Raw genomic sequence first — 17,359 nt, 5'->3', positions numbered from 1 at the left:
CTCAGACGCCGGCGTAGGAGTGCAGGCCGGAGAAGAGCAGGTTGACGCCGATGAAGTTGAACCAGAACGAGACCAGGCCGATGATCGCGATCACGGCCGCCTTGGTGCCGCGCCAGCCGGCGGTGGACCGCGCGTGCAGGTAGCAGGCGTAGATCACCCAGGTCACCAGAGCCCAGGTCTCCTTGGGATCCCAGCCCCAGTACCGGCCCCAGGCGTACTCGGCCCAGACGGCGCCGGCGGCCACCGCGAACGTCCAGAGCGGGAAGGCGAAGGCGTGGAAGCGGTACGCGTAGAGATCGAGCCGGCTGGCCGACGGAAGCTTGGCCAGGTAGCCGGTCACGTTCCCCTTGGCCTCGGCCCGCTGCTTGATCAGGTAGAAGATCGACAGGCAGGCGCCGATGTTGAACGCCGCGCCGCAGATCGCCGCGGCGACGATGTGGATGATGAACCAGACCGAGTGCAGGGCCGGCACCAGCGGCGCCACCCCGACGTGGAACACGGTCACGGCGAGCCCGTTGCCGACCGTCGCCAGCAGCGCGACCGGGAGGCCGAGCCAGCGGGCGCCGACCAGCTTGACCATGATCAGGTACGCCAGCACGGCGAAGGCCAGCGCACTGATCGTGAACTCGTACATGTTGCCCCACGGCGCCCGCCCGGCCGCCACCCCGCGCAGCACCGTACCCGCGGCGCTGAGCACGAAGCCGATCATGGTCAGCCGGAGCCCGATCCGGCCCGCGAACTCGCTCCGGTCGATCCCGCCGCCCGTCGCCGGTTCGGTGGCCGCAGCCGGCGGCTCGGCCGGTCCCGAGGACGGCGACCCGACCGCGGCGCCGATCAGTTCGCGCGTCTCGGCCGGTGCGGCCGCGACCCGGCGGGCGGTCGCCCATTCCGCAGCGTGCGCCAGCAGGGCCAGCAGATACACCACGACCGCGGAGACGATCGCGAGGTTGGAGTAGTACTCGAAGTTCATGATCAGTCGTTCCTCGCCTGCCGGAGCCGGCACGTTCGGCCGGTACCGACCGGTTCATCCTACGGCTGCCTTCGCTGGCTAGGGTGGTGGGTCACGTGCGGACCAGAACACACTGCGAGGGGAGTTCTCGGATGCGGGGACGAGCTGTGATCCAGGCCACGACCAGGGGCGTTGCCGTCGCGACGGCAGTGCTCGCGCTGGCGACCGGAGCGGCGCTGACAGCTGCCGCACAGGACGAGGCGCCGTCGCCGGGCGCCCCGGGAGTCGGCGACGCGGTCTATCCGAATCTCGGCAACGGCGGCTACCAGGTCACCCGGTACGAGCTCGACCTGGACGCCACCGCGGCCGACCGGACGATCGCGGCTCGGGTCGAGCTCTGCGCGGTCGCGACCCAGAGCCTGTCCAGCTTCAACCTCGACTCGGCCGGGCTGACCATCGGCGAGGTCCAGGTCGAGGGCGCCGCAGCGAAGACCAGGCAGGGCGGCGAGGAACTCGTCGTCACGCCCGAGCGACCGATCCGCAAGGGCCGGACCTTCACGGTGACCGTCGACTACACCGCCGATCCGGCCAAGATCCCGCCGCCGGCCGGAGGCTGGGTGGTCACCGACGACGGCTTCGCCACCGCGCCGCAGCCGGCCGGCGCGCACACGATCTTCCCGAGCAACGATCACCCGTCCGACAAGGCCGACTACCTGATCCGGGTCACCGCGCCGAAGGGCAAGCTCGGCGTCGCCTCGGGTCGGCACGTGTCCGACCGGATCCACGACGACGGCAGCACCACCTCCACCTACCGGACCCGGCATCCGATGGCGACCGAGCTGCTGCAGGCGGCGGTCGGCGACTTCACGGTGGTCGAGCGCGGCCGGGTCGACGGTGCCGTCCTGCGCGATGTCGTACCCACCGGTCGGCTCGCGGAGCTCGAGCCCGCGCTGGCCCTGACGCCGAAGCAGCTGGACTGGCTGCACGAGCGGCTGGGCCGGTTCCCGCTCGAGGCGTACGGGATCATGCCGGCCAACACCGACGCCCCGGACGCATTCGACTTCACCGGCCTGGAGACGCAGACCCTGACGCTCTACAAGCCGGGCTATCTGAAGCAGCCGGAGAACAAGATCGGCTCGCACATGATGCACGAGCTGGTGCACAACTGGTTCGGCAACAGCGTCACGCCGGCCACCTGGAGCGATCTCTGGCTCAACGAGGGCCACGCCGACTACTACGGCCTGCTCTACCGGTACGAGCGCGGCTGGCCCGATTCCAGCGGCTACACGTCGCTGGTCGAGCGGATGAAGTACACCTACAGCAAGGGCGATCTGTGGCGCGCCTCGTCCGGCCCGGTGGCCAAGCCGAACGCGGACAACCTGTTCGACAACCAGCGCTACACCGGCGCCGTACTCGTCCTGTATGCGTTGTGGGAGAAGGTTGGTGCCGACACCTTCGCCGAGATCGAGGAGGAGGTGCTGCGCCGGCACCGCGACGACACACTGAGCACCGAGCAGTACATCGACCTGGCGACCCAGGTCTCCGACGATCCGAGCGTCCGGCCGTTCCTGGAGGACTGGCTGTACGGCACCAAGACGCCGCCGATGCCGAACCATCCCGACTGGACCGTCGAGCAGCCCGGCCCCAGCACCCTCAGCCGGCCCGACCTGCAGTCCGACCGCAAGGGCCACTGACCAGAACGCTCCCTGAGCCTGTCGAAGGGGGCGAGGCCCGATCTGGCTCGGCCCTTCGACAGGCTCAGGGCTCTTTCTTGGCGAGGTCGTCGGCCAGGGCGGCCAGGTCCTCGTCCAGGCCGGTCCGTGCGTCGACGCGGTCCAGGCCGCCGATCTCCAGCATTCGGTTCCCGTCCTTGCCGGTACGGATCCGGACCCAGACCCGGCGCGGACGGATGAACAGCGACAGGCACAGGCCGAGGACGGCGAGGCTCACCGCGACCAGGGTCAAGAGCAGGCCCGGGGTCTCGCTGATCTGCAGCTTCACCCAGCGTTGCCAGCCGTCCATCCGGACCTCGCCGTTGCCGTCCGGGAGCTTGATCGACTGTCCGGGCCGCAGCTGCAGCCGGACCGGGTCGCCCTTGTCGTCGGTCAGCTGGGTCAGGCCGCGGGTGTCCAGCGAGTAGACGTTCTCGGGCTCGCCGGTCTCCTCCTTCGGCGGCCCGGACCAGGCGTTCAGGAACAGCGCCGGGTCGATGGCGTCCGGGAACGTCGAGCGCGGACCTTGATCATCGACGACCGCAGTGGGCAGGAAGAAGCCCTGGAAGGCCAGCCGCTCCGGCCGGCCGTCCGGCGCCTTGATCGTGCCCGCCGAGGTGAAGTTGCCGTCCTGCGGCAGGAACGGCACCGGCCCGGAGAACGCCACGTTGCCGTCGCCGTCGAGCACCGTGACGACCGGCGCGTAGCCGTGTGCGATCAGGTGCACTGAGGTGCCGCCGATGGTCAGCGGGTGGTTCACCTCGAGCACCTGTTCCCGCGGCGGCCGGCCCGGCTCGGTCACCTCGATCAGCGCCTCGAAGACTCGCGCCGCACCGGTCTGCACGTCTCCGAGTTCGAACTGGGCGTCGAAGTCCTTCACCCGTACGGTGAACGGCCGCAGCATCTGCTCGGAGAAGGCGGCGCCGGCGCTCAGGTCGTCGTACTGGGAGAGATTGTTGGAGAAGCCCTGCCCGGTGATCACCAGGCTGGTGCCGCGGTACCCGAACAGGCCGCTGATCGCGACGCCGATCAACAGCACCACCAGGCTGATGTGGAAGATCACGTTGCCGGCCTCGCGCAGGTAGCCGCGTTCGGCCCGGACCGCGTCGCCCTCCCCCGCACCGTCGCCGTCCCGGAGCACCCGGTAGCGGGCCTTCCGCAGGAGTCTCTCGGCCCGTTCCAGAACAGCGCCGGATCCGGCCTGCCCCTCGACAGGCTCAGGGAGCGTTGTGGTGACGTGGACGGGGAGCCGGTGCAGGTGCCGCGGCGTCCGCGGCGGCTCGGCCCGCAGCGCGCGCAGGAAGGTCGCGGTGCGCGGCAGGATGCAGCCGATCAGCGAGACGAAGAGCAGCAGGTAGACCGCGGAGAACCAGACCGAGGTGTAGACGTTGAACATCCCGATCCGGTCATAGATCGGACCGAGGGTCGGGTTCGCGGCGATGAAGTCGCTGACGCCGATCGGCGACACCGATCGTTGCGGCACCAGGGAGCCCGGGATCGCAGCCAGCGCCAGCGTGAACAGCAGCACCAGCGCGGTCCGCATCGAGGTGAGCTGGGTCCAGCCCCAGCGCAGCAGCCCGAGCGGCCCGAGAGCCGGGGCGTCCTTGCGCTCCTTGGACTTCAGCACGATCACCTCTCCTACAGCGCCGGGAGGAAGCCGCCGGCCCACTGCAGCAGCCACTCCGTGATCAACTTCCAGAGCCCGGTCGCCATCAGCAGTCCGACCACGATCATCAGGCCGCCGCCGATCCGCATGATCGCCACCTGGTGCCGGCGTACGGCCTCGATGGCCCGGGCCACCGAGGAGTACGCGACCGCGGCGGCGATGAACGGCAGGCCCAGGCCGAGCGTGAAGACGAACGTCAGGAAGGCGCCGCGGGCCGCGGTCTGCTGGTTCCAGGCCAGGCCGAGCACCGCGCCGAGCGTCGGGCCCATGCACGGCGTCCAGCCGAGCGCGAAGACCCCGCCCAGCAGGGGCGCCGCGGCGACGCCGACCCGGGGCCGCCAGTCCGTTCGCAGGGTGCGCTGGGCGATCCCGGGCAGACCGGTGAAGATCAAACCCATCAAGATCAGGCCGACGCCGATCACCCGGTTGATCGGGTCCCGGTACTGCAGCAGGGCCACCCCGGCCGAGCCGACGACGGCGCCGATGATCACGTACACGACGGCGATGCCGAGCACGAACAGACTGGCGCCGGCGATCAGCCGGCCGCGGCCCTTGCCGGCCAGCACGTCGGCCGCGCCGACGCCCGAGGTGTACGCGAGGTAACCGGGCACCAGCGGCACCACGCAGGGCGAGAAGAAGGACACCAGGCCGGCCAGCAGCGCCACCGGCACCGCGAGCAGCATCGACCCGCCCATGGTCGAGGCCGCCCAGCCGCCCAGGTCGAACACGCCGGGCCTACTTGCCGTCGGCGACGTCGTCGATCATGTCGACCAGCGTGGTCTTGGTGATCGGGCCGAGGATCCGGACCGCGACCCGGCCCTCGGCGTCGATGATCAACGTCGTCGGAATGGCCGACGGCGGCAGTTCCCGGGAGAACTGGAGCAGGGTCGCGCCGTCCGGGTCGAAGATGCTCGGGTACGTGATCTTCTGCTCCTCGACGAACCGCAGCGGCGCCGCCTGGGCGAAGTCGCGGGACGTGATGCCGAGGAACTGGGCCTTGCCCTTGGTCTCCTCGCTGGCCTCCCGGAGATCGGGCGCCTCCTTGCGGCACGGCGCGCACCAGGAACCCCAGACGTTGATCACCAGCACCTTGCCCGCGTAGTCGGCGGTGGAGATCGTCTTGTCGGTGCCGAGTTCCGGCCCGGACACGACCGGGGCCGGCTTCCGGTCGGCCGGCTTGATCTGGGTCAGCTGCGGCTGGACGCCGACGTAGCCGTTCTCACCCGACGACCGGGTCGGCTCGTCGGCCGTGCTGACGCTGCAGCCGGTGATCAACAGGGCCACCGCCGCGAGGCCGGCCAGGCCCTTCGACAGGCTCAGGGAACGACGAGCAGGGCGAACGCGCGCTGAGCCTGTCGAAGTGCCAAGCCGGATCGGACCTGACCCTTCGACAGGCTCAGGGGACGTCTTGCTAGGCACCGGCGACGAACTTCTCGCTGCGCTTGAGCGGCAACAGGTCCTTCGCCGGCTCGGAGTACTTCACGCCGGCCACCCGGCCGTCGATGATCGTGATCGAGGTCAGGCTGGCCAGGGTGCACTCGCGCTTGCGCGGGTCGTGCGCCAGCCGGCGGCCCTCGATGTCGCTGCGGGCCATCCAGATCGGCAACTGGTGCGAGACGATCAAGGCCTCGTGGCCTGCCGCGGCCTCGGCCGCATCGCGGATCGCCAGCCGCATCCGCTCGACGATCTCCGGGTACCGCTCGCCCCAGGTCGGCCGCATCGGGTTGCGGAACAGCAGCCAGTTCCGCGGGTTGCGCATCGCGTTGCGCTTGTTCTTCATGATCGAGGCGGCGCCGAACGAGACCACGCTGCCCTCGAGGTAGTTCTCCGCCTCGATCACCCGCCCGTCGGTGATCACCGGAAGATCATGGAACTCCAACTGCGGCCGCATCGTCTCCTGGGCCCGCTCCAGCGGCGAGCAGCGCAGGTGGGTCAGATCATGATCACGCAGCGTCTCGGCGACCCGATCGGCCATCTGCCGGCCCCGGTCGGACAGGTGGAAGCCGGGCAGCCGCCCGTACAGGACGCCGTCCGGGTTGTGCACCTCGCCGTGCCGCAGCAGATGCACGATGGTCTTGGTCGGCATTGATCTCCTTACAGCTCCTCCGCGGCGGCCTTCGCCGCCGCCGGCAGCGCCGCGACGATCCGACCCAGGGCCTCCTCGTCGTGGGCCGTGGACAGGAACCACGCCTCGTACCCGCTCGGCGGCAGGTAGACGCCGCGATCCAGCATGGCATGGAAGAACGCCGCGTACGCCTTCGTCGACTGGGCCTGCGCGCCGGCGTAATCGGTCACCGCGGTCACGCCGTCGCCGACCAGGAACACGCTGAACAGGTTGCCGGCGGCGTTGATCACGTGCGGCACGCCGGCCGCGGTCAGCGCGGCGGCCACCTCGGCCTGCAGCAGCACGGCGGCCTTGTCGATCATGGTGTACACGTCGTCGGTGGCCAGCCGCAGGGTGGCCAGCCCGGCCGCGGTGGCGACCGGGTTACCGGACAGGGTGCCGGCCTGGTAGACGCCGCCGACCGGAGCCAGGTGGGCCATCAGGTCGGCCCGGCCGCCGAACGCCGCCGCCGGGAAGCCGCCGCCCATCACCTTGCCGAAGGTGACCAGGTCGCCCGCCACGCCGTCCCGGCCGAACTGGCCGGAGCGGCTGACCCGGAACCCGGTCATCACCTCGTCCAAGATCAACAACGCGCCGTGATCATGGGCCAGGTCACGCAGGAAGGCGTTGAAGCCGACCCCGTCCTCGGTGCCCGGTTCGATCACGCCCATGTTGCCCGGCGCGGCCTCGGTGATCACGGCCGCGATCTCGGCACCGTACCGCTGGAAGGCCTCGCGCACGGCCGGACGGTCGTTGTAGGGAAGGACGATCGTGTCCTCGGTGGTCGCCGCGGTCACCCCTGGCGTGCCCGGCAGCGCCAGCGTCGCGACCCCGGAACCGGCCGCCGCCAGCAGCGCGTCGACATGCCCGTGATAGCAGCCGGCGAACTTGATGATCTTGTTCCGGCCGGTGGCGCCGCGGGCCAGCCGGATCACCGACATGGTCGCCTCGGTGCCGGAGTTGACCAGCCGTACCTGCTCGGCGGCGGTCCGTTCGATGATCGCCGCGGCCAGCTCGACCTCGGCCAGCGTCGGTGCACCGAACGAGGTGCCGCCCTGCGCCGCCTGCTGCACCGCGGCCAGCACCTCGGGGTGGGCGTGGCCGAGCAGCATCGGGCCCCAGGAACAGATCAGGTCGACGTAGTCGTTGCCGTCCACGTCGGTCAGGTAGGCACCCTTGGCCGACGCGATGAAGCGCGGCGTCCCGCCGACCGCCGCGAACGCCCGCACCGGCGAGTTCACCCCGCCGGGCGTCACCTGCTTGGCCTGGGCGAACAACTCCGCCGACCGGTCAGTAACGCAGCCGTTCTGACGGCGTGGCGCTGCAGAAGTGACCGGTCGATCGGAGGGGGACGGGGTGCTGCCGGGCGAGGTCATCATCGCGCTTCGAGCGTACGGCGCGCCTGCTGCATCGCCCAGTAGGTCAGGATCAGGTCGGCGCCGGCGCGGCGGATCGAGGTCAGCACCTCGGAGGCGGCGGTGTCGCGGTCGAGCCAGCCCTGTGCGGCGGCAGCCTCGACCATCGAGTACTCGCCGGACACGTTGTAGGCCGCGACCGGCAGCCGGGTCGCTTCGCGGACCGCGCGGATCACGTCGAGGTAGGCCAGCGCCGGCTTCACCATGACGATGTCGGCGCCCTCGGCCTCGTCCAGTGCGAGCTCGCGCAAGGCCTCCCGGACGTTCGCCGGGTCCTGCTGGTAGGTCTTGCGATCCCCTTGCAGGGAAGAGGAAACGGCCTCCCGGAAAGGTCCGTAGAAGGCGGAGGCGTACTTCACGGCGTAGGCCAGGATCGCGATGTCGGTGTGACCGGCCGCGTCCAGCGAGGACCGGATCGCGCCGACCTGGCCGTCCATCATCCCGCTCGGCGCGACGACGTGGGCGCCCGCTTCGGCGTGCTGGACCGCCATCTCGGCGTACAGCTCGAGGGTCGCGTCGTTGTCCACCGTGCCGTCCGGGGTGAGCACGCCGCAGTGACCGTGATCGGTGAACTCGTCCAGGCAGACGTCGGTCATCACCAGGCAGTCGTCGCCGACCTCGGCCGCGACGGCCCGGACGGCCACGTTGAGGATCCCGTCGTCGGCCAGCGCACCGGACCCGACGGCGTCCTTGTGCTCCGGGATGCCGAACAGCATCACGCCGCCCAGGCCGGCCTCGGCCGCCTCGACGGCGGCCGCGCGCAGGGTGTCCAGCGTGTGCTGGACGACGCCCGGCATCGAACCGATCGGCCGCGGTTCGGTGAGCCCCTCGGCGACGAACAGCGGCAGCACCAGCTGGCGCGGCTCGACCGAGGTCTCCCGGACCAGGCCGCGCATCGTCGGGTTGGTGCGCAGCCGCCGCGGCCGCTGGGCGATCGGCCGGCGGACGCCCGAGGGAACGCGTGCTGACCTTGTCGAAGCACCTGACCCAGGCCCTTCGACAAGCTCAGGGCGCGTTGTGTCGGTGCTCATGAGCGGCGGCGGGGGCTGGGCTTGCGCTGGGACGGCCGGAGGACCGGTTCGCCGGCCTCGACCAGGGCGTCGCGCCGCTCGGCGGCGAACGCGGCCAGCGCATCGGCCAGGTCGACCGCACTCGGCTTGGCGGCCATCACGTCGACCCGGAGGCCGTGCTCGGCGCAGGTCTTCGCGGTGGCCGGGCCGATCGCGGCGACGACGGTGCTGGCGTGCGGCTTGCCGGCGATCCCGACCAGATTCCGTACGGTCGACGAGGAGGTGAAGACGACCGCGTCGAACCGGCCGGTCTTGATCGCCTCGCGGATCGGGGCGGGCGGCGGCGCGGCGCGCACGGTCCGGTACGCGGTCACGTCCTCCACCTCCCAGCCGAGGTCGACCAGCGCGGCGGCCAGCGTCTCGGTGGCGATGTCGGCCCGCGGCAGGAAGACCCGGTTGATCGGATCCAGGACGTCGTCGTACGGCGGGAACTCCGCGGCCAGGCCGGCGGCCGACTGCTCACCGCACGGCACCAGGTCCGGCTCGATCCCCCACGCCTGCAGGGCCTGCGAGGTGACCTCGCCGACCGCGGCCACCTTCAGCCCGGAGAACGCGCGGGCGTCGAGGCCGTACTCGGAGAACTTCTCCTTGACCGCGCGCACCGCGTTGACCGAGGTGAACGCCACCCACTCGTAGCGGCCCTCGACCAGACCGCGGATCGCCTTGTCCATCTGCAGCGGGCTGCGCGGCGGCTCGACCGAGATGGTCGGCACCTCCTCGCTGTGCGCCCCGTACGTCCGCAGCCGGGCCACCATCGGCGCCGCCTGGTCCTTGGTCCGCGGCACCAGCACCCGCCAGCCGAACAGCGGCTTCGTCTCGTACCAGCTGAGCTGGTCGCGCTGCTCCACCGCGACGCCCAGGACGACGTGCACCGGGTCGACGCCGCGGGCCCGGGAGGCCTTCAGCGTCGCCGGGAGCTCGGCCAGCGTGGTGGTCACGCTGGTCTGCTCGGTGCTGCCGCCGTGCAGGGTGATCAGGGCGGGATCGGCCTCCGGGCGCCCGGCCGCGATCGCCGCCGCGGTGAGGTCGCCGACCACACCGGCCCGGGTGCTGATCACCAGGGTCGCCGCGGCCGCCCACTGCGCGGTGGCGGCCTTGGTGAACCGGCCCTCCGGCGCGGACACGAAGTGCACCCCGCCGCCGTGGCTGAGGTCGACGCCGGCGTACTCGGGAACGGCGGTCAGCCGGGACACCCCGGGCACCACCTCGAAGTCGATCCCGCCACGGACGCAGGCCGCGGCCTCGTCGGCCACACCGTTGTCCAGGAACGGGTCGCCGGTCACCAGCCGCACCACCCGGGCACCGGCGGACGCGTGCTTGAGCACCAGCTTGGCCCGCGCGGACGGGGTCAGCGGCTTGCCGGCCTCGGTCGGTCCCAGGGTGCTGACCTCGGCGTCCGGGCTGAGCGTGATCGCCGGATGGCCCAGGAGTTCCTGCTGCTGCTCGGAGTCGAGGATCACCGCGCCGGCATCGGCCAGGGCCGCGATCGCACCGAGCGTGAGCAGGTCGGGATCGCCGGGCCCCGTACCGACGAAGATGACGCGGCCGCGAGGCGACGGCGCGGTGGGTACCTGGGCAGGCTGACGTGACGATTTGCGGACCGACGTAGTGCTCACGGCATATCTCGCGTTCTGTTGTTTCAGCCTCGCCGCGCCGGGCGCGCCGAGTCCTGGGCGGTACGTCTCAACTCGATCAGGGCACGATCGGCCGCTTCAGTGGCGAAGCGCAGCGGCGCGTCGAACGCATCGTCGACGGGTCCGTTGGTTTCCACCCGCAGGACGGAACCTTCTCCGATCGACACCGTGCTGTTTCCGATCGACCCGGGCGGGTTGCTCCCTAAGCTTCCCCCAACCACTGCGGTCAGAGTCAAATCGTGTCTTTTACCATGGACCGATTTGACTTTCGCACGGGCACCCACGGGAGCCGTGCAGCCGGCCTCCAAGCGGGCCAGAAAAGCCCGTTCGGTACGGGTCTCGACGGCGGCCGCCGGATCGTTCAGCGCGGCCACCGCGGCCGCCAGCTCCGGGGCCAGCGACTCGGCGATCTCGAGCCCGAGCGCACCCTGCCCGGGGGCCGGCAGCATGACCTCCTCGGCCAGCAGTTCGGCCGGCAGCCCCTCCACCTCGAGCGGCTGGTCGGAGGTCTGGGCGAGCAGCCCCAGCCGGCGCAGTCCGGCCGCGGCCAGCACGACCGCGTCGACCTTGCCGGACCGGACCAGCTCGATCCGGGTGCCGACGTTGCCGCGGATCGGGACCGCCTCGATCGGCCGGCCGCTGGTCCGGCCGTAGTCGGTCAGCTGGGCCGCGCGGCGCGGGGCTCCGGTGCCGATCCGGGTCGGGCGGTCGGCGGACAGGTCGGCCAGCCGCAGCCCGACCAGCACGTCGCGGGTGTCCTCGCGTTCCGGTACGGCCGCGAGGCGCAGGCCCGGTTCCGGCAGCGTCGGCAGGTCCTTCAGCGAGTGCACGGCGAGGTCGATGGTCCCGGCCCGCAGCGCTTCCCGTACCGCGGCGGCGAAGATGCCGGTGCCGCCGATCTGGGTCAGGTCGCGGCGGTCCACGTCGCCCTTGGTGGTGACGCCGACGAACTCCGTCGCGACGCCGTGCTCGGCCAGCCGGGCAGCGACCCAGTCGGCCTGCGCGCGGGACAGCGGCGACGTACGAGCGCCGATCCTCAGTGTGGTGCTCACGGTCCGACCTCCGGCTTCATCACCGCGTTCACGGTCTCCGGGTCCAGGGCGAACAGCTCCCGCAGCACGGCCGCGTAGTCGACCGTCTCGCCGCCGGAGGCCAGCGCCTGCACCCGTACCGTCGGCGCGTGCATCAGCTTGTCCACCACCCGGCGGACGGACCGGTGGATCTCGACCCGCTCCCGTTCGGCGAGGTCGGGCAGCCGCGCGTCCAGTCGCTCCAGCTCGGCGGCCATCACCTCGGTCGCCATCGAGCGCAGCGCGACGACGGTCGGCGCCACCTGGGCGGCCCGTCGGGAGCCGAGGAAGTCGGCCACCTCGGTCTGCACCAGCGCTCGGGCCGCCTCGGCGCCGGCGACGGCGGAGCCGCGCAGCCGGTCACCGAGCCGCGCGATGTCGATCACCGCGATCCCGCTGGCGGCGACGGAGGGGTCGAGGTCGGCGGGCACCGCCAGGTCGATCACCGTGCGGAGGCCGGTGCCGGCCAGCCGGTCCGCACCGAGCTTGAGATCCCGGCCGCCGGTGCAGGTGAGCAGGACGTCGGCGTCGGCCAGGGCGCGGTCGAGCTCGGCGAGCGGCACCGCGGTGCCGCCGACGGCCTCGGCCAGCCGCTCGGCCTTGGCGTGCGTACGGTTCACGATGGTCAGCCGGGCGCCCTGAGCGGCGGCGGTCCGGGCGGCGAGGCCGGCCATCGTGCCGGCGCCGAGGACCACCATCCGCGCCCCGTCGAGAGACCCGTGGTCGGCCTCCAGCAGGTCGTACGCGGCGGTCACGAGGGACCGGCCGGCGGAGCCGATCGTGGTCTCGGTCTGGACCCGCTTGCCGACCCGGAGGGCCTGCTGGAACAGGGCGTTCAGCGTGCTGCCGGCGGTTCCGTGCCGCTGCGCCGAGGTCAGCGCGAGCCGAAGCTGGCCGAGGATCTGGCTCTCCCCCACCACCATCGACTCGAGTCCGGCGGCGACCGCGAACGCGTGCGCGACCGCCCCCTCGTCGAAGTAGACGGCGCACTCGTCGCGCAGTTCGGCGACCTCGATGCCGGCCACCGCGGACAGCTCCGCGGTCACCTCGTCCAGGCCGCCGTGGAAGCGGGCGACGGAGGCGTACACCTCGGTCCGGTTACAGGTCGACAGCACCAGGGCTTCGTCGACGTGCTCGGCGGCGACCAGCGCGTCGGCGAGCTTGGCCGCGGTCGGCGCGTCGAGGGCCAACCGGGACAGACGTTCGATCGAGGTCGTCTTGTGCGAGACGCCGACCGCGAGGATGCTCACGGCTCACCTTTCCCTGCAAGTTCAGCCTTACGCTGCTCGTGATAGGCGAGGATGTGCAACTCCTGGCCCAGATCGACCTTACGCACGGTGACGCCCTCGGGCACGGCGAGCACAGTGGCGGCGAAGTTGAGGATGCTGGTCACGCCCGCGGCGACCAGCCGGTCGGCGATCTCCTGGGCCGCCTCGGCCGGGGTCGCGATCACGGCGATCACCGCGCCGGTGCCGCGGACCACCTGCTCGAGATCGACCAGGTCGGAGATGGCCAGGCCGTGGATCTCCCGGCCGATCAGTTGCGGCGACGGGTCGACCAGGCCGACCACGCGGAAGCCGCGGGAGTAGAAGCCGGAGTAGTTGGCCAGCGCGGTGCCCAGGTTGCCGATCCCGACGATCAGCACCGGCCACTCATGGGCCGAGCCGACCTCACGCCCGATCTGGATCCGCAGGTAGTCCACGTCGTAGCCGACGCCGCGGGTGCCGTACGAGCCGAGGTAGGAGAGATCCTTGCGCAGTTGGGCCGAGTTGACCCCGGCAGCCTTGGCCAGCGCACCGCTGCTCACCGTGGCGACGCCGCTCTCGGCGAGTGCGGTGAGGACGCGCAGATAGACGGGAAGGCGCGCGATGGTGGCGTCCGGGATTCCTGCCGACATGCTCTCCGAGGCCGGCCTGTCGGCCGATTTCGGGTGCGGTGTTGTCGGCACATCACTCCTTCGGACAAGAGCCACTCTACGAGCTTGTGAATGCTTGCACAAACTCTGTTTCGGAGCGGCAAGCCTGGGGTGGCTCGGGTGCACCGGCTCGTTGAATCGTGTAGGAAAGATGCACAGTGACGTCTCATGGACGGGAGTGAGGTCCTGAATTTCGGCGAATTCCTCATCCGACGCAGCGACGACATGCTGGAACTGGGGCTCCAGCATGTTGCGGTGGTGGCGATCTCGGTGGCCCTCTGCTCGATCATCGGGATCGGGCTCGGCGCCGCCGTCTACCGCACCGACCGGGCTCGCGAGGTGATCCTCGCGGCGGCCGGAGTCACCCTGACCATTCCCTCGTTCGCCCTCTTCGTCCTCTTCATCGGGCCGTTCGGCCTGGGCGCCACCCCGGTGGTGCTGGCCCTCTCCCTCTACGGCCTGCTGCCGATTCTGCGGAACACGATCACCGGCCTGCGGTCGGTCGATCCCGCGATCGTCGAATCCGCCCGCGCCATGGGGATGAGCCGGTTCCGGCAGTTGATCACCATCGAGTTCCCGCTGGCCTGGCCGGTGATCATCACCGGGATCCGGGTCACCACGTTGATCTTGATCGGGATCGCCGCCATCGGCAACGTCGTGCTCGGACCCGGCTACGGCGAGTTGATCTTCGGCGGACTGGCCCGGGTCGGCACGCCGGTCGGCGTCAACCTGGTGCTGGCCGGGATCATCGGCGTCATGATCGTCGCCGTGCTGTACGACATCGTCCTCAACCTGCTGCGGATCTTCACGACCTCGAAGGGAATCCGATGACCAGCCCGATCCTGCCGGACACCGACCTGCCGGACGCCGGCGGGCGCCGCGTGATGATCGAACTGGAGAACCTGACCAAGGTCTACCCCGGCTCCGGCCAGGCTGCGGTCGACAACCTCTCGCTGCAGGTGCACGAGGGCGAGATCGTGATCTTGGTCGGGCCGTCCGGCTGCGGCAAGACGACCACCATGAAGATGATCAACCGGATCATCGAACCGACCGCCGGACGGATCGTGATCGACGGGGCCGACGTGACCAGGGCCGACCCGGACCAGCTGCGCCGCCGGATCGGGTACGTGATCCAGCAGACCGGCCTGTTCCCGCACCGGACGCTGGCCCAGAACATCGCCACCGTGCCGAAGCTGCTCGGCTGGGACGCCGCCCGGATCCGGGATCGCGTGGACGAACTGCTCGAACTGGTCAATCTGGACCCGGCGACGTACCGGAACCGCTACCCCAAGCACCTCTCCGGCGGCCAGGCCCAGCGGGTCGGCGTGGCCCGCGCGCTGGGCGGCGACCCCGAGGTGATGCTGATGGACGAGCCGTTCGGCGCGCTCGACCCGATCACCCGGGAGCGGCTGCAGAACGAGTTCCTCCGGCTGCAGGCCGAGTTGCACAAGACGATCGTGTTCGTCACCCACGACATCGACGAGGCGATCAAGATGGGCGACCGGATCGCGATCCTGCAGGAGGGTTCGACGATCGCCCAGTTCGACACCCCGGAACGGATCCTGGCCGAACCGGCGAACGACTTCGTGGCCGAGTTCGTCGGCTCCGGCGCCTCGCTGCGCCGGCTCGGGCTGACCCGGGTCGCCGACCTGCAGCCGGCCGAGTGGGTCACCGTGGGACCGGACACGCCGCGGCAGGAGGCGATCGAGATGCTCCGCCGCGACGGCGGCCCGGCCGTGCTGGCCCTGGACGCCGACGGCCGCCCGCGGCGCTGGCTGGACCTGACGGCACTGCACAACTTCAACGGGGAGCCGCTGGACCAGGCCGGCGTTCCGGCCGAGGCGATCCTGGCACCGCAGGCCACCCTGCACGACGCCCTGAACGAGATGATCACCGCCGACTACGCGCTCGGCGTCGCGGTCGATGATCAAGGTCGCTATCGCGGGGTGATCGACATCCAGACGCTGAACAGTACGGCCCAGAACGGCCGGGGGCGACGATGACGGTCGCCGCGCCGACGGTCCCGCGGGACACCACGCCGCCGACCGTCCCCGTCGAAGGACACCGGCGGTCCGCGCTCGGTTACCTGATCCGGCCGCTGCTCTGCGCCGCGGTGCTGGCAGTCTTGTTCGCGGTGATCAACTCGCGGCCGTTGGACACGATCGAGCAGCGAGCCCTGTCCGCGGCCAACCTGCTCGCCGCGATCGGCGAGCACCTGGCCCTGACCCTGGTCTCCACGGTGCTGGTGATCATCGTCGCGCTGCCGCTCGGAATCCTCTTCTCCCGCAGGTTCTTCCGGCCGATCCGGCCGTTCCTGATCGGGCTGTTCAACCTGGGCCAGGCGTTGCCGACGATCGGCATCCTGGTGCTGTTCGCGGTCGCGTTCGCGTACGTCGGATTCGGCGCGGCGATCATCGGGCTGGTGATCTACGCGATCATCCCGGTGATGCTGAACACCGTGGTCGGCCTGCAGCAGGTCGACCCGGCCGTGCTGGAGTCCGGCCGCGGGATGGGGTTGTCGTCCCGGCAGGTGCTGTTCGGGATCGAGCTGCCGCTGTCGGTCCCGATCATCCTCGCCGGAGTCCGTACCGCGTTGGTGATCAACGTCGGCACCGCGACGCTGGCCGCCTACATCGACGCCGGCGGACTGGGCCGGGTGATCGTCGCCGGAATGGCGACCAACCGGCCGCTGATCCAGATCACCGGCGCCGCGCTGACCGCGGTGCTGGCGCTGTTGATCGACTACCTGGCCGGGGTGATCGAGGACATCGTCCGCCCCTCCGGCCTGTGACACCCCTTGTTGTTGATCTTGTGCGAATGAAACCCATGTGAAGCCCGTACGGAACCAAGGAGAGAACGTGAAGCTCAGGGCACGATCGACCAGCATCCTGGTCGCAGCGGTCGCCACGCTCGGCCTGATGGCCGGTTGCGGCGGCGGCCAGAACACAGGCTCGACGGGCGGGGACGGCGAGCTGTCCGGAGCGACGATCACCGTCGGCTCCAAGGAGTTCACCGAATCGAAGGTGCTCGGCCAGCTCGCCGCCGTTGCGCTCGAGAACGCCGGCGCAGAAGTGAACGACAAGACCGGCATCACCGGCAGTGCCACCGTCCGGGAGGCGCTGACCACCAAGCAGATCGACCTCTACTGGGACTACACCGGCACCGGCTGGGTGAACATCCTCGGCCACGAACCGACCGACGTCCCGGACGATCTCTACGAGCAGGTGAAGCAGGCCGACGCGAAGAACGGGGTCGCCTGGCTGCCGCCGGCCAAGTTCGAGAACGCGTACGGCATCGCGGTCAAGAACTCCTTCGCCACGGAGCACAACATCAAGACTCTCGGCGACGCGGCGGAGTTCATCAAGCAGAACCCGGACCAGGGCGCCATCTGCGCGGCCAGCGAGTTCATCAACCGCGACGACGGCCTGCCCGGCCTGCAGAAGGCGTACGGCTTCAAGTTCTCCAACGTCGTCGAACTCGACCTCAACCTGGTCTACCCGCAGATCGGCAAGGACTGCGCCTTCGGCGAGGTGACCACCACCGAGGCCCGGATCGCCGCCAACGACCTGCTGGTCCTGGAGGACGACCAGGACTTCTTCATCGAATACCTGGGCAGCGTCACCCTCCGCCAGGAGACCCTCGACCAGCACCCCGCCATCGCCGAGATCATGGCCCCGATCAGCGAGAAGCTGACCCCCGAGGTGATGATCCAGCTGAACGGCCGGGTCGACCTCGACGGCGAGAAGGAGCGGGACGTCGCCGAGGAATGGTTGCAGGAGCAGGGCCTGATCTAGCCACACCGGCCTTCGCCCCGCGGACCGCGC

Annotated in this window: 16 protein-coding genes; 5 read left to right on the top strand and 11 right to left on the bottom strand. The window is 70.6% G+C overall.

Annotated elements, in window-relative coordinates; translation table 11 throughout:
- Position 1: 1 nt before the first annotated feature.
- Complete coding sequence (gene ccsB / locus AC6CCG_RS01360) at positions 2-970, bottom strand: c-type cytochrome biogenesis protein CcsB (protein WP_496654376.1); 969 nt, start codon at positions 968-970, stop codon at positions 2-4.
- A gap of 131 nt (positions 971-1,101) precedes the next feature.
- Between ccsB and AC6CCG_RS01355 the strand changes: the two genes are divergently transcribed.
- On the top strand, positions 1,102-2,643 hold the full coding sequence (locus AC6CCG_RS01355) for a M1 family metallopeptidase (RefSeq protein ID WP_496652644.1): 1,542 nt from the start codon (positions 1,102-1,104) through the stop codon (positions 2,641-2,643).
- Between the two features lie 64 nt (positions 2,644-2,707).
- Here AC6CCG_RS01355 and resB read toward each other — a convergent pair whose 3' ends face one another.
- The 10 genes from resB to AC6CCG_RS01305 form a co-directional block, all read right to left on the bottom strand.
- Positions 2,708-4,204: a cytochrome c biogenesis protein ResB gene (gene resB, locus AC6CCG_RS01350; RefSeq protein ID WP_496654375.1), complete on the bottom strand. Its 1,497-nt coding sequence runs from the start codon at positions 4,202-4,204 to the stop codon at positions 2,708-2,710.
- 95 nt (positions 4,205-4,299) lie between these two features.
- Complete coding sequence (locus tag AC6CCG_RS01345; RefSeq protein WP_496654374.1) at positions 4,300-5,022, bottom strand: cytochrome c biogenesis CcdA family protein; 723 nt, start codon at positions 5,020-5,022, stop codon at positions 4,300-4,302.
- Positions 5,023-5,062: 40 nt separating this feature from the next.
- On the bottom strand, positions 5,063-5,611 hold the full coding sequence (locus AC6CCG_RS01340) for a TlpA family protein disulfide reductase (protein WP_496652643.1): 549 nt from the start codon (positions 5,609-5,611) through the stop codon (positions 5,063-5,065).
- Between the two features lie 127 nt (positions 5,612-5,738).
- Positions 5,739-6,413, bottom strand: a complete 675-nt coding sequence (locus tag AC6CCG_RS01335; protein ID WP_496652642.1) for a histidine phosphatase family protein — start codon at positions 6,411-6,413, stop codon at positions 5,739-5,741.
- 8 nt (positions 6,414-6,421) lie between these two features.
- Positions 6,422-7,810, bottom strand: a complete 1,389-nt coding sequence (hemL, locus tag AC6CCG_RS01330) for a glutamate-1-semialdehyde 2,1-aminomutase (protein ID WP_496652641.1) — start codon at positions 7,808-7,810, stop codon at positions 6,422-6,424.
- Positions 7,807-8,781, bottom strand: coding sequence for a porphobilinogen synthase (hemB, locus tag AC6CCG_RS01325; protein ID WP_496654373.1), 975 nt, complete (start codon positions 8,779-8,781; stop codon positions 7,807-7,809). The genes hemL and hemB overlap by 4 nt, the downstream gene beginning before the upstream one ends.
- A 92-nt stretch (positions 8,782-8,873) precedes the next feature.
- On the bottom strand, positions 8,874-10,532 hold the full coding sequence (locus AC6CCG_RS01320; RefSeq protein WP_496652640.1) for a bifunctional uroporphyrinogen-III C-methyltransferase/uroporphyrinogen-III synthase: 1,659 nt from the start codon (positions 10,530-10,532) through the stop codon (positions 8,874-8,876).
- A 23-nt stretch (positions 10,533-10,555) separates the two neighbouring features.
- A complete protein-coding gene (gene hemC, locus AC6CCG_RS01315) occupies positions 10,556-11,602 on the bottom strand; it encodes a hydroxymethylbilane synthase (protein WP_496652639.1) in 1,047 nt (348 codons plus the stop codon).
- Positions 11,599-12,870, bottom strand: coding sequence for a glutamyl-tRNA reductase (locus AC6CCG_RS01310; RefSeq protein WP_496652638.1), 1,272 nt, complete (start codon positions 12,868-12,870; stop codon positions 11,599-11,601). The genes hemC and AC6CCG_RS01310 overlap by 4 nt, the downstream gene beginning before the upstream one ends.
- Positions 12,867-13,517, bottom strand: coding sequence for a redox-sensing transcriptional repressor Rex (locus AC6CCG_RS01305; RefSeq protein WP_496652637.1), 651 nt, complete (start codon positions 13,515-13,517; stop codon positions 12,867-12,869). Before AC6CCG_RS01305 ends, AC6CCG_RS01310 begins: the two co-directional genes overlap by 4 nt.
- Positions 13,518-13,703: 186 nt before the next feature.
- Between AC6CCG_RS01305 and AC6CCG_RS01300 the strand changes: the two genes are divergently transcribed.
- The 4 genes from AC6CCG_RS01300 (at position 13,704) to AC6CCG_RS01285 (ending at position 17,329) form a co-directional block, all read left to right on the top strand.
- Positions 13,704-14,366 (top strand): ABC transporter permease, encoded by a 663-nt coding sequence (locus AC6CCG_RS01300; protein ID WP_496652636.1) that lies wholly within the window; start codon positions 13,704-13,706, stop codon positions 14,364-14,366.
- A complete protein-coding gene (locus AC6CCG_RS01295) occupies positions 14,363-15,538 on the top strand; it encodes an ABC transporter ATP-binding protein (RefSeq protein WP_496652635.1) in 1,176 nt (391 codons plus the stop codon). The genes AC6CCG_RS01300 and AC6CCG_RS01295 overlap by 4 nt, the downstream gene beginning before the upstream one ends.
- Positions 15,535-16,326 carry an ABC transporter permease gene (locus AC6CCG_RS01290; protein ID WP_496652634.1) on the top strand — a complete coding sequence of 264 codons (792 nt, stop codon included), beginning with the start codon at positions 15,535-15,537 and terminating at the stop codon, positions 16,324-16,326. Before AC6CCG_RS01295 ends, AC6CCG_RS01290 begins: the two co-directional genes overlap by 4 nt.
- 67 nt (positions 16,327-16,393) lie before the next feature.
- Positions 16,394-17,329, top strand: coding sequence for an ABC transporter substrate-binding protein (locus AC6CCG_RS01285; protein ID WP_496652633.1), 936 nt, complete (start codon positions 16,394-16,396; stop codon positions 17,327-17,329).
- Positions 17,330-17,359: the final 30 nt, after the last annotated feature.

The sequence above is a fragment of the Microlunatus sp. YIM B11417 genome, assembly GCF_059617205.1.
This window is presented reverse-complemented; position numbering and strand designations above follow the sequence as displayed.

Coding starts and splice junctions, on each gene's coding strand:
- ccsB (WP_496654376.1), bottom strand. CDS start 970: ATGAACTTCGAGTACTACTCCAACCTCGCGATCGTCTCCGCGGTCGTG.
- AC6CCG_RS01355 (WP_496652644.1), top strand. CDS start 1,102: ATGCGGGGACGAGCTGTGATCCAGGCCACGACCAGGGGCGTTGCCGTC.
- resB (WP_496654375.1), bottom strand. CDS start 4,204: ATGCGGACCGCGCTGGTGCTGCTGTTCACGCTGGCGCTGGCTGCGATC.
- AC6CCG_RS01345 (WP_496654374.1), bottom strand. CDS start 5,022: ATGGGCGGGTCGATGCTGCTCGCGGTGCCGGTGGCGCTGCTGGCCGGC.
- AC6CCG_RS01335 (WP_496652642.1), bottom strand. CDS start 6,413: ATGCCGACCAAGACCATCGTGCATCTGCTGCGGCACGGCGAGGTGCAC.
- hemL (WP_496652641.1), bottom strand. CDS start 7,810: ATGATGACCTCGCCCGGCAGCACCCCGTCCCCCTCCGATCGACCGGTC.
- AC6CCG_RS01305 (WP_496652637.1), bottom strand. CDS start 13,517: ATGTCGGCAGGAATCCCGGACGCCACCATCGCGCGCCTTCCCGTCTAT.
- AC6CCG_RS01300 (WP_496652636.1), top strand. CDS start 13,704: ATGGACGGGAGTGAGGTCCTGAATTTCGGCGAATTCCTCATCCGACGC.
- AC6CCG_RS01295 (WP_496652635.1), top strand. CDS start 14,363: ATGACCAGCCCGATCCTGCCGGACACCGACCTGCCGGACGCCGGCGGG.
- AC6CCG_RS01290 (WP_496652634.1), top strand. CDS start 15,535: ATGACGGTCGCCGCGCCGACGGTCCCGCGGGACACCACGCCGCCGACC.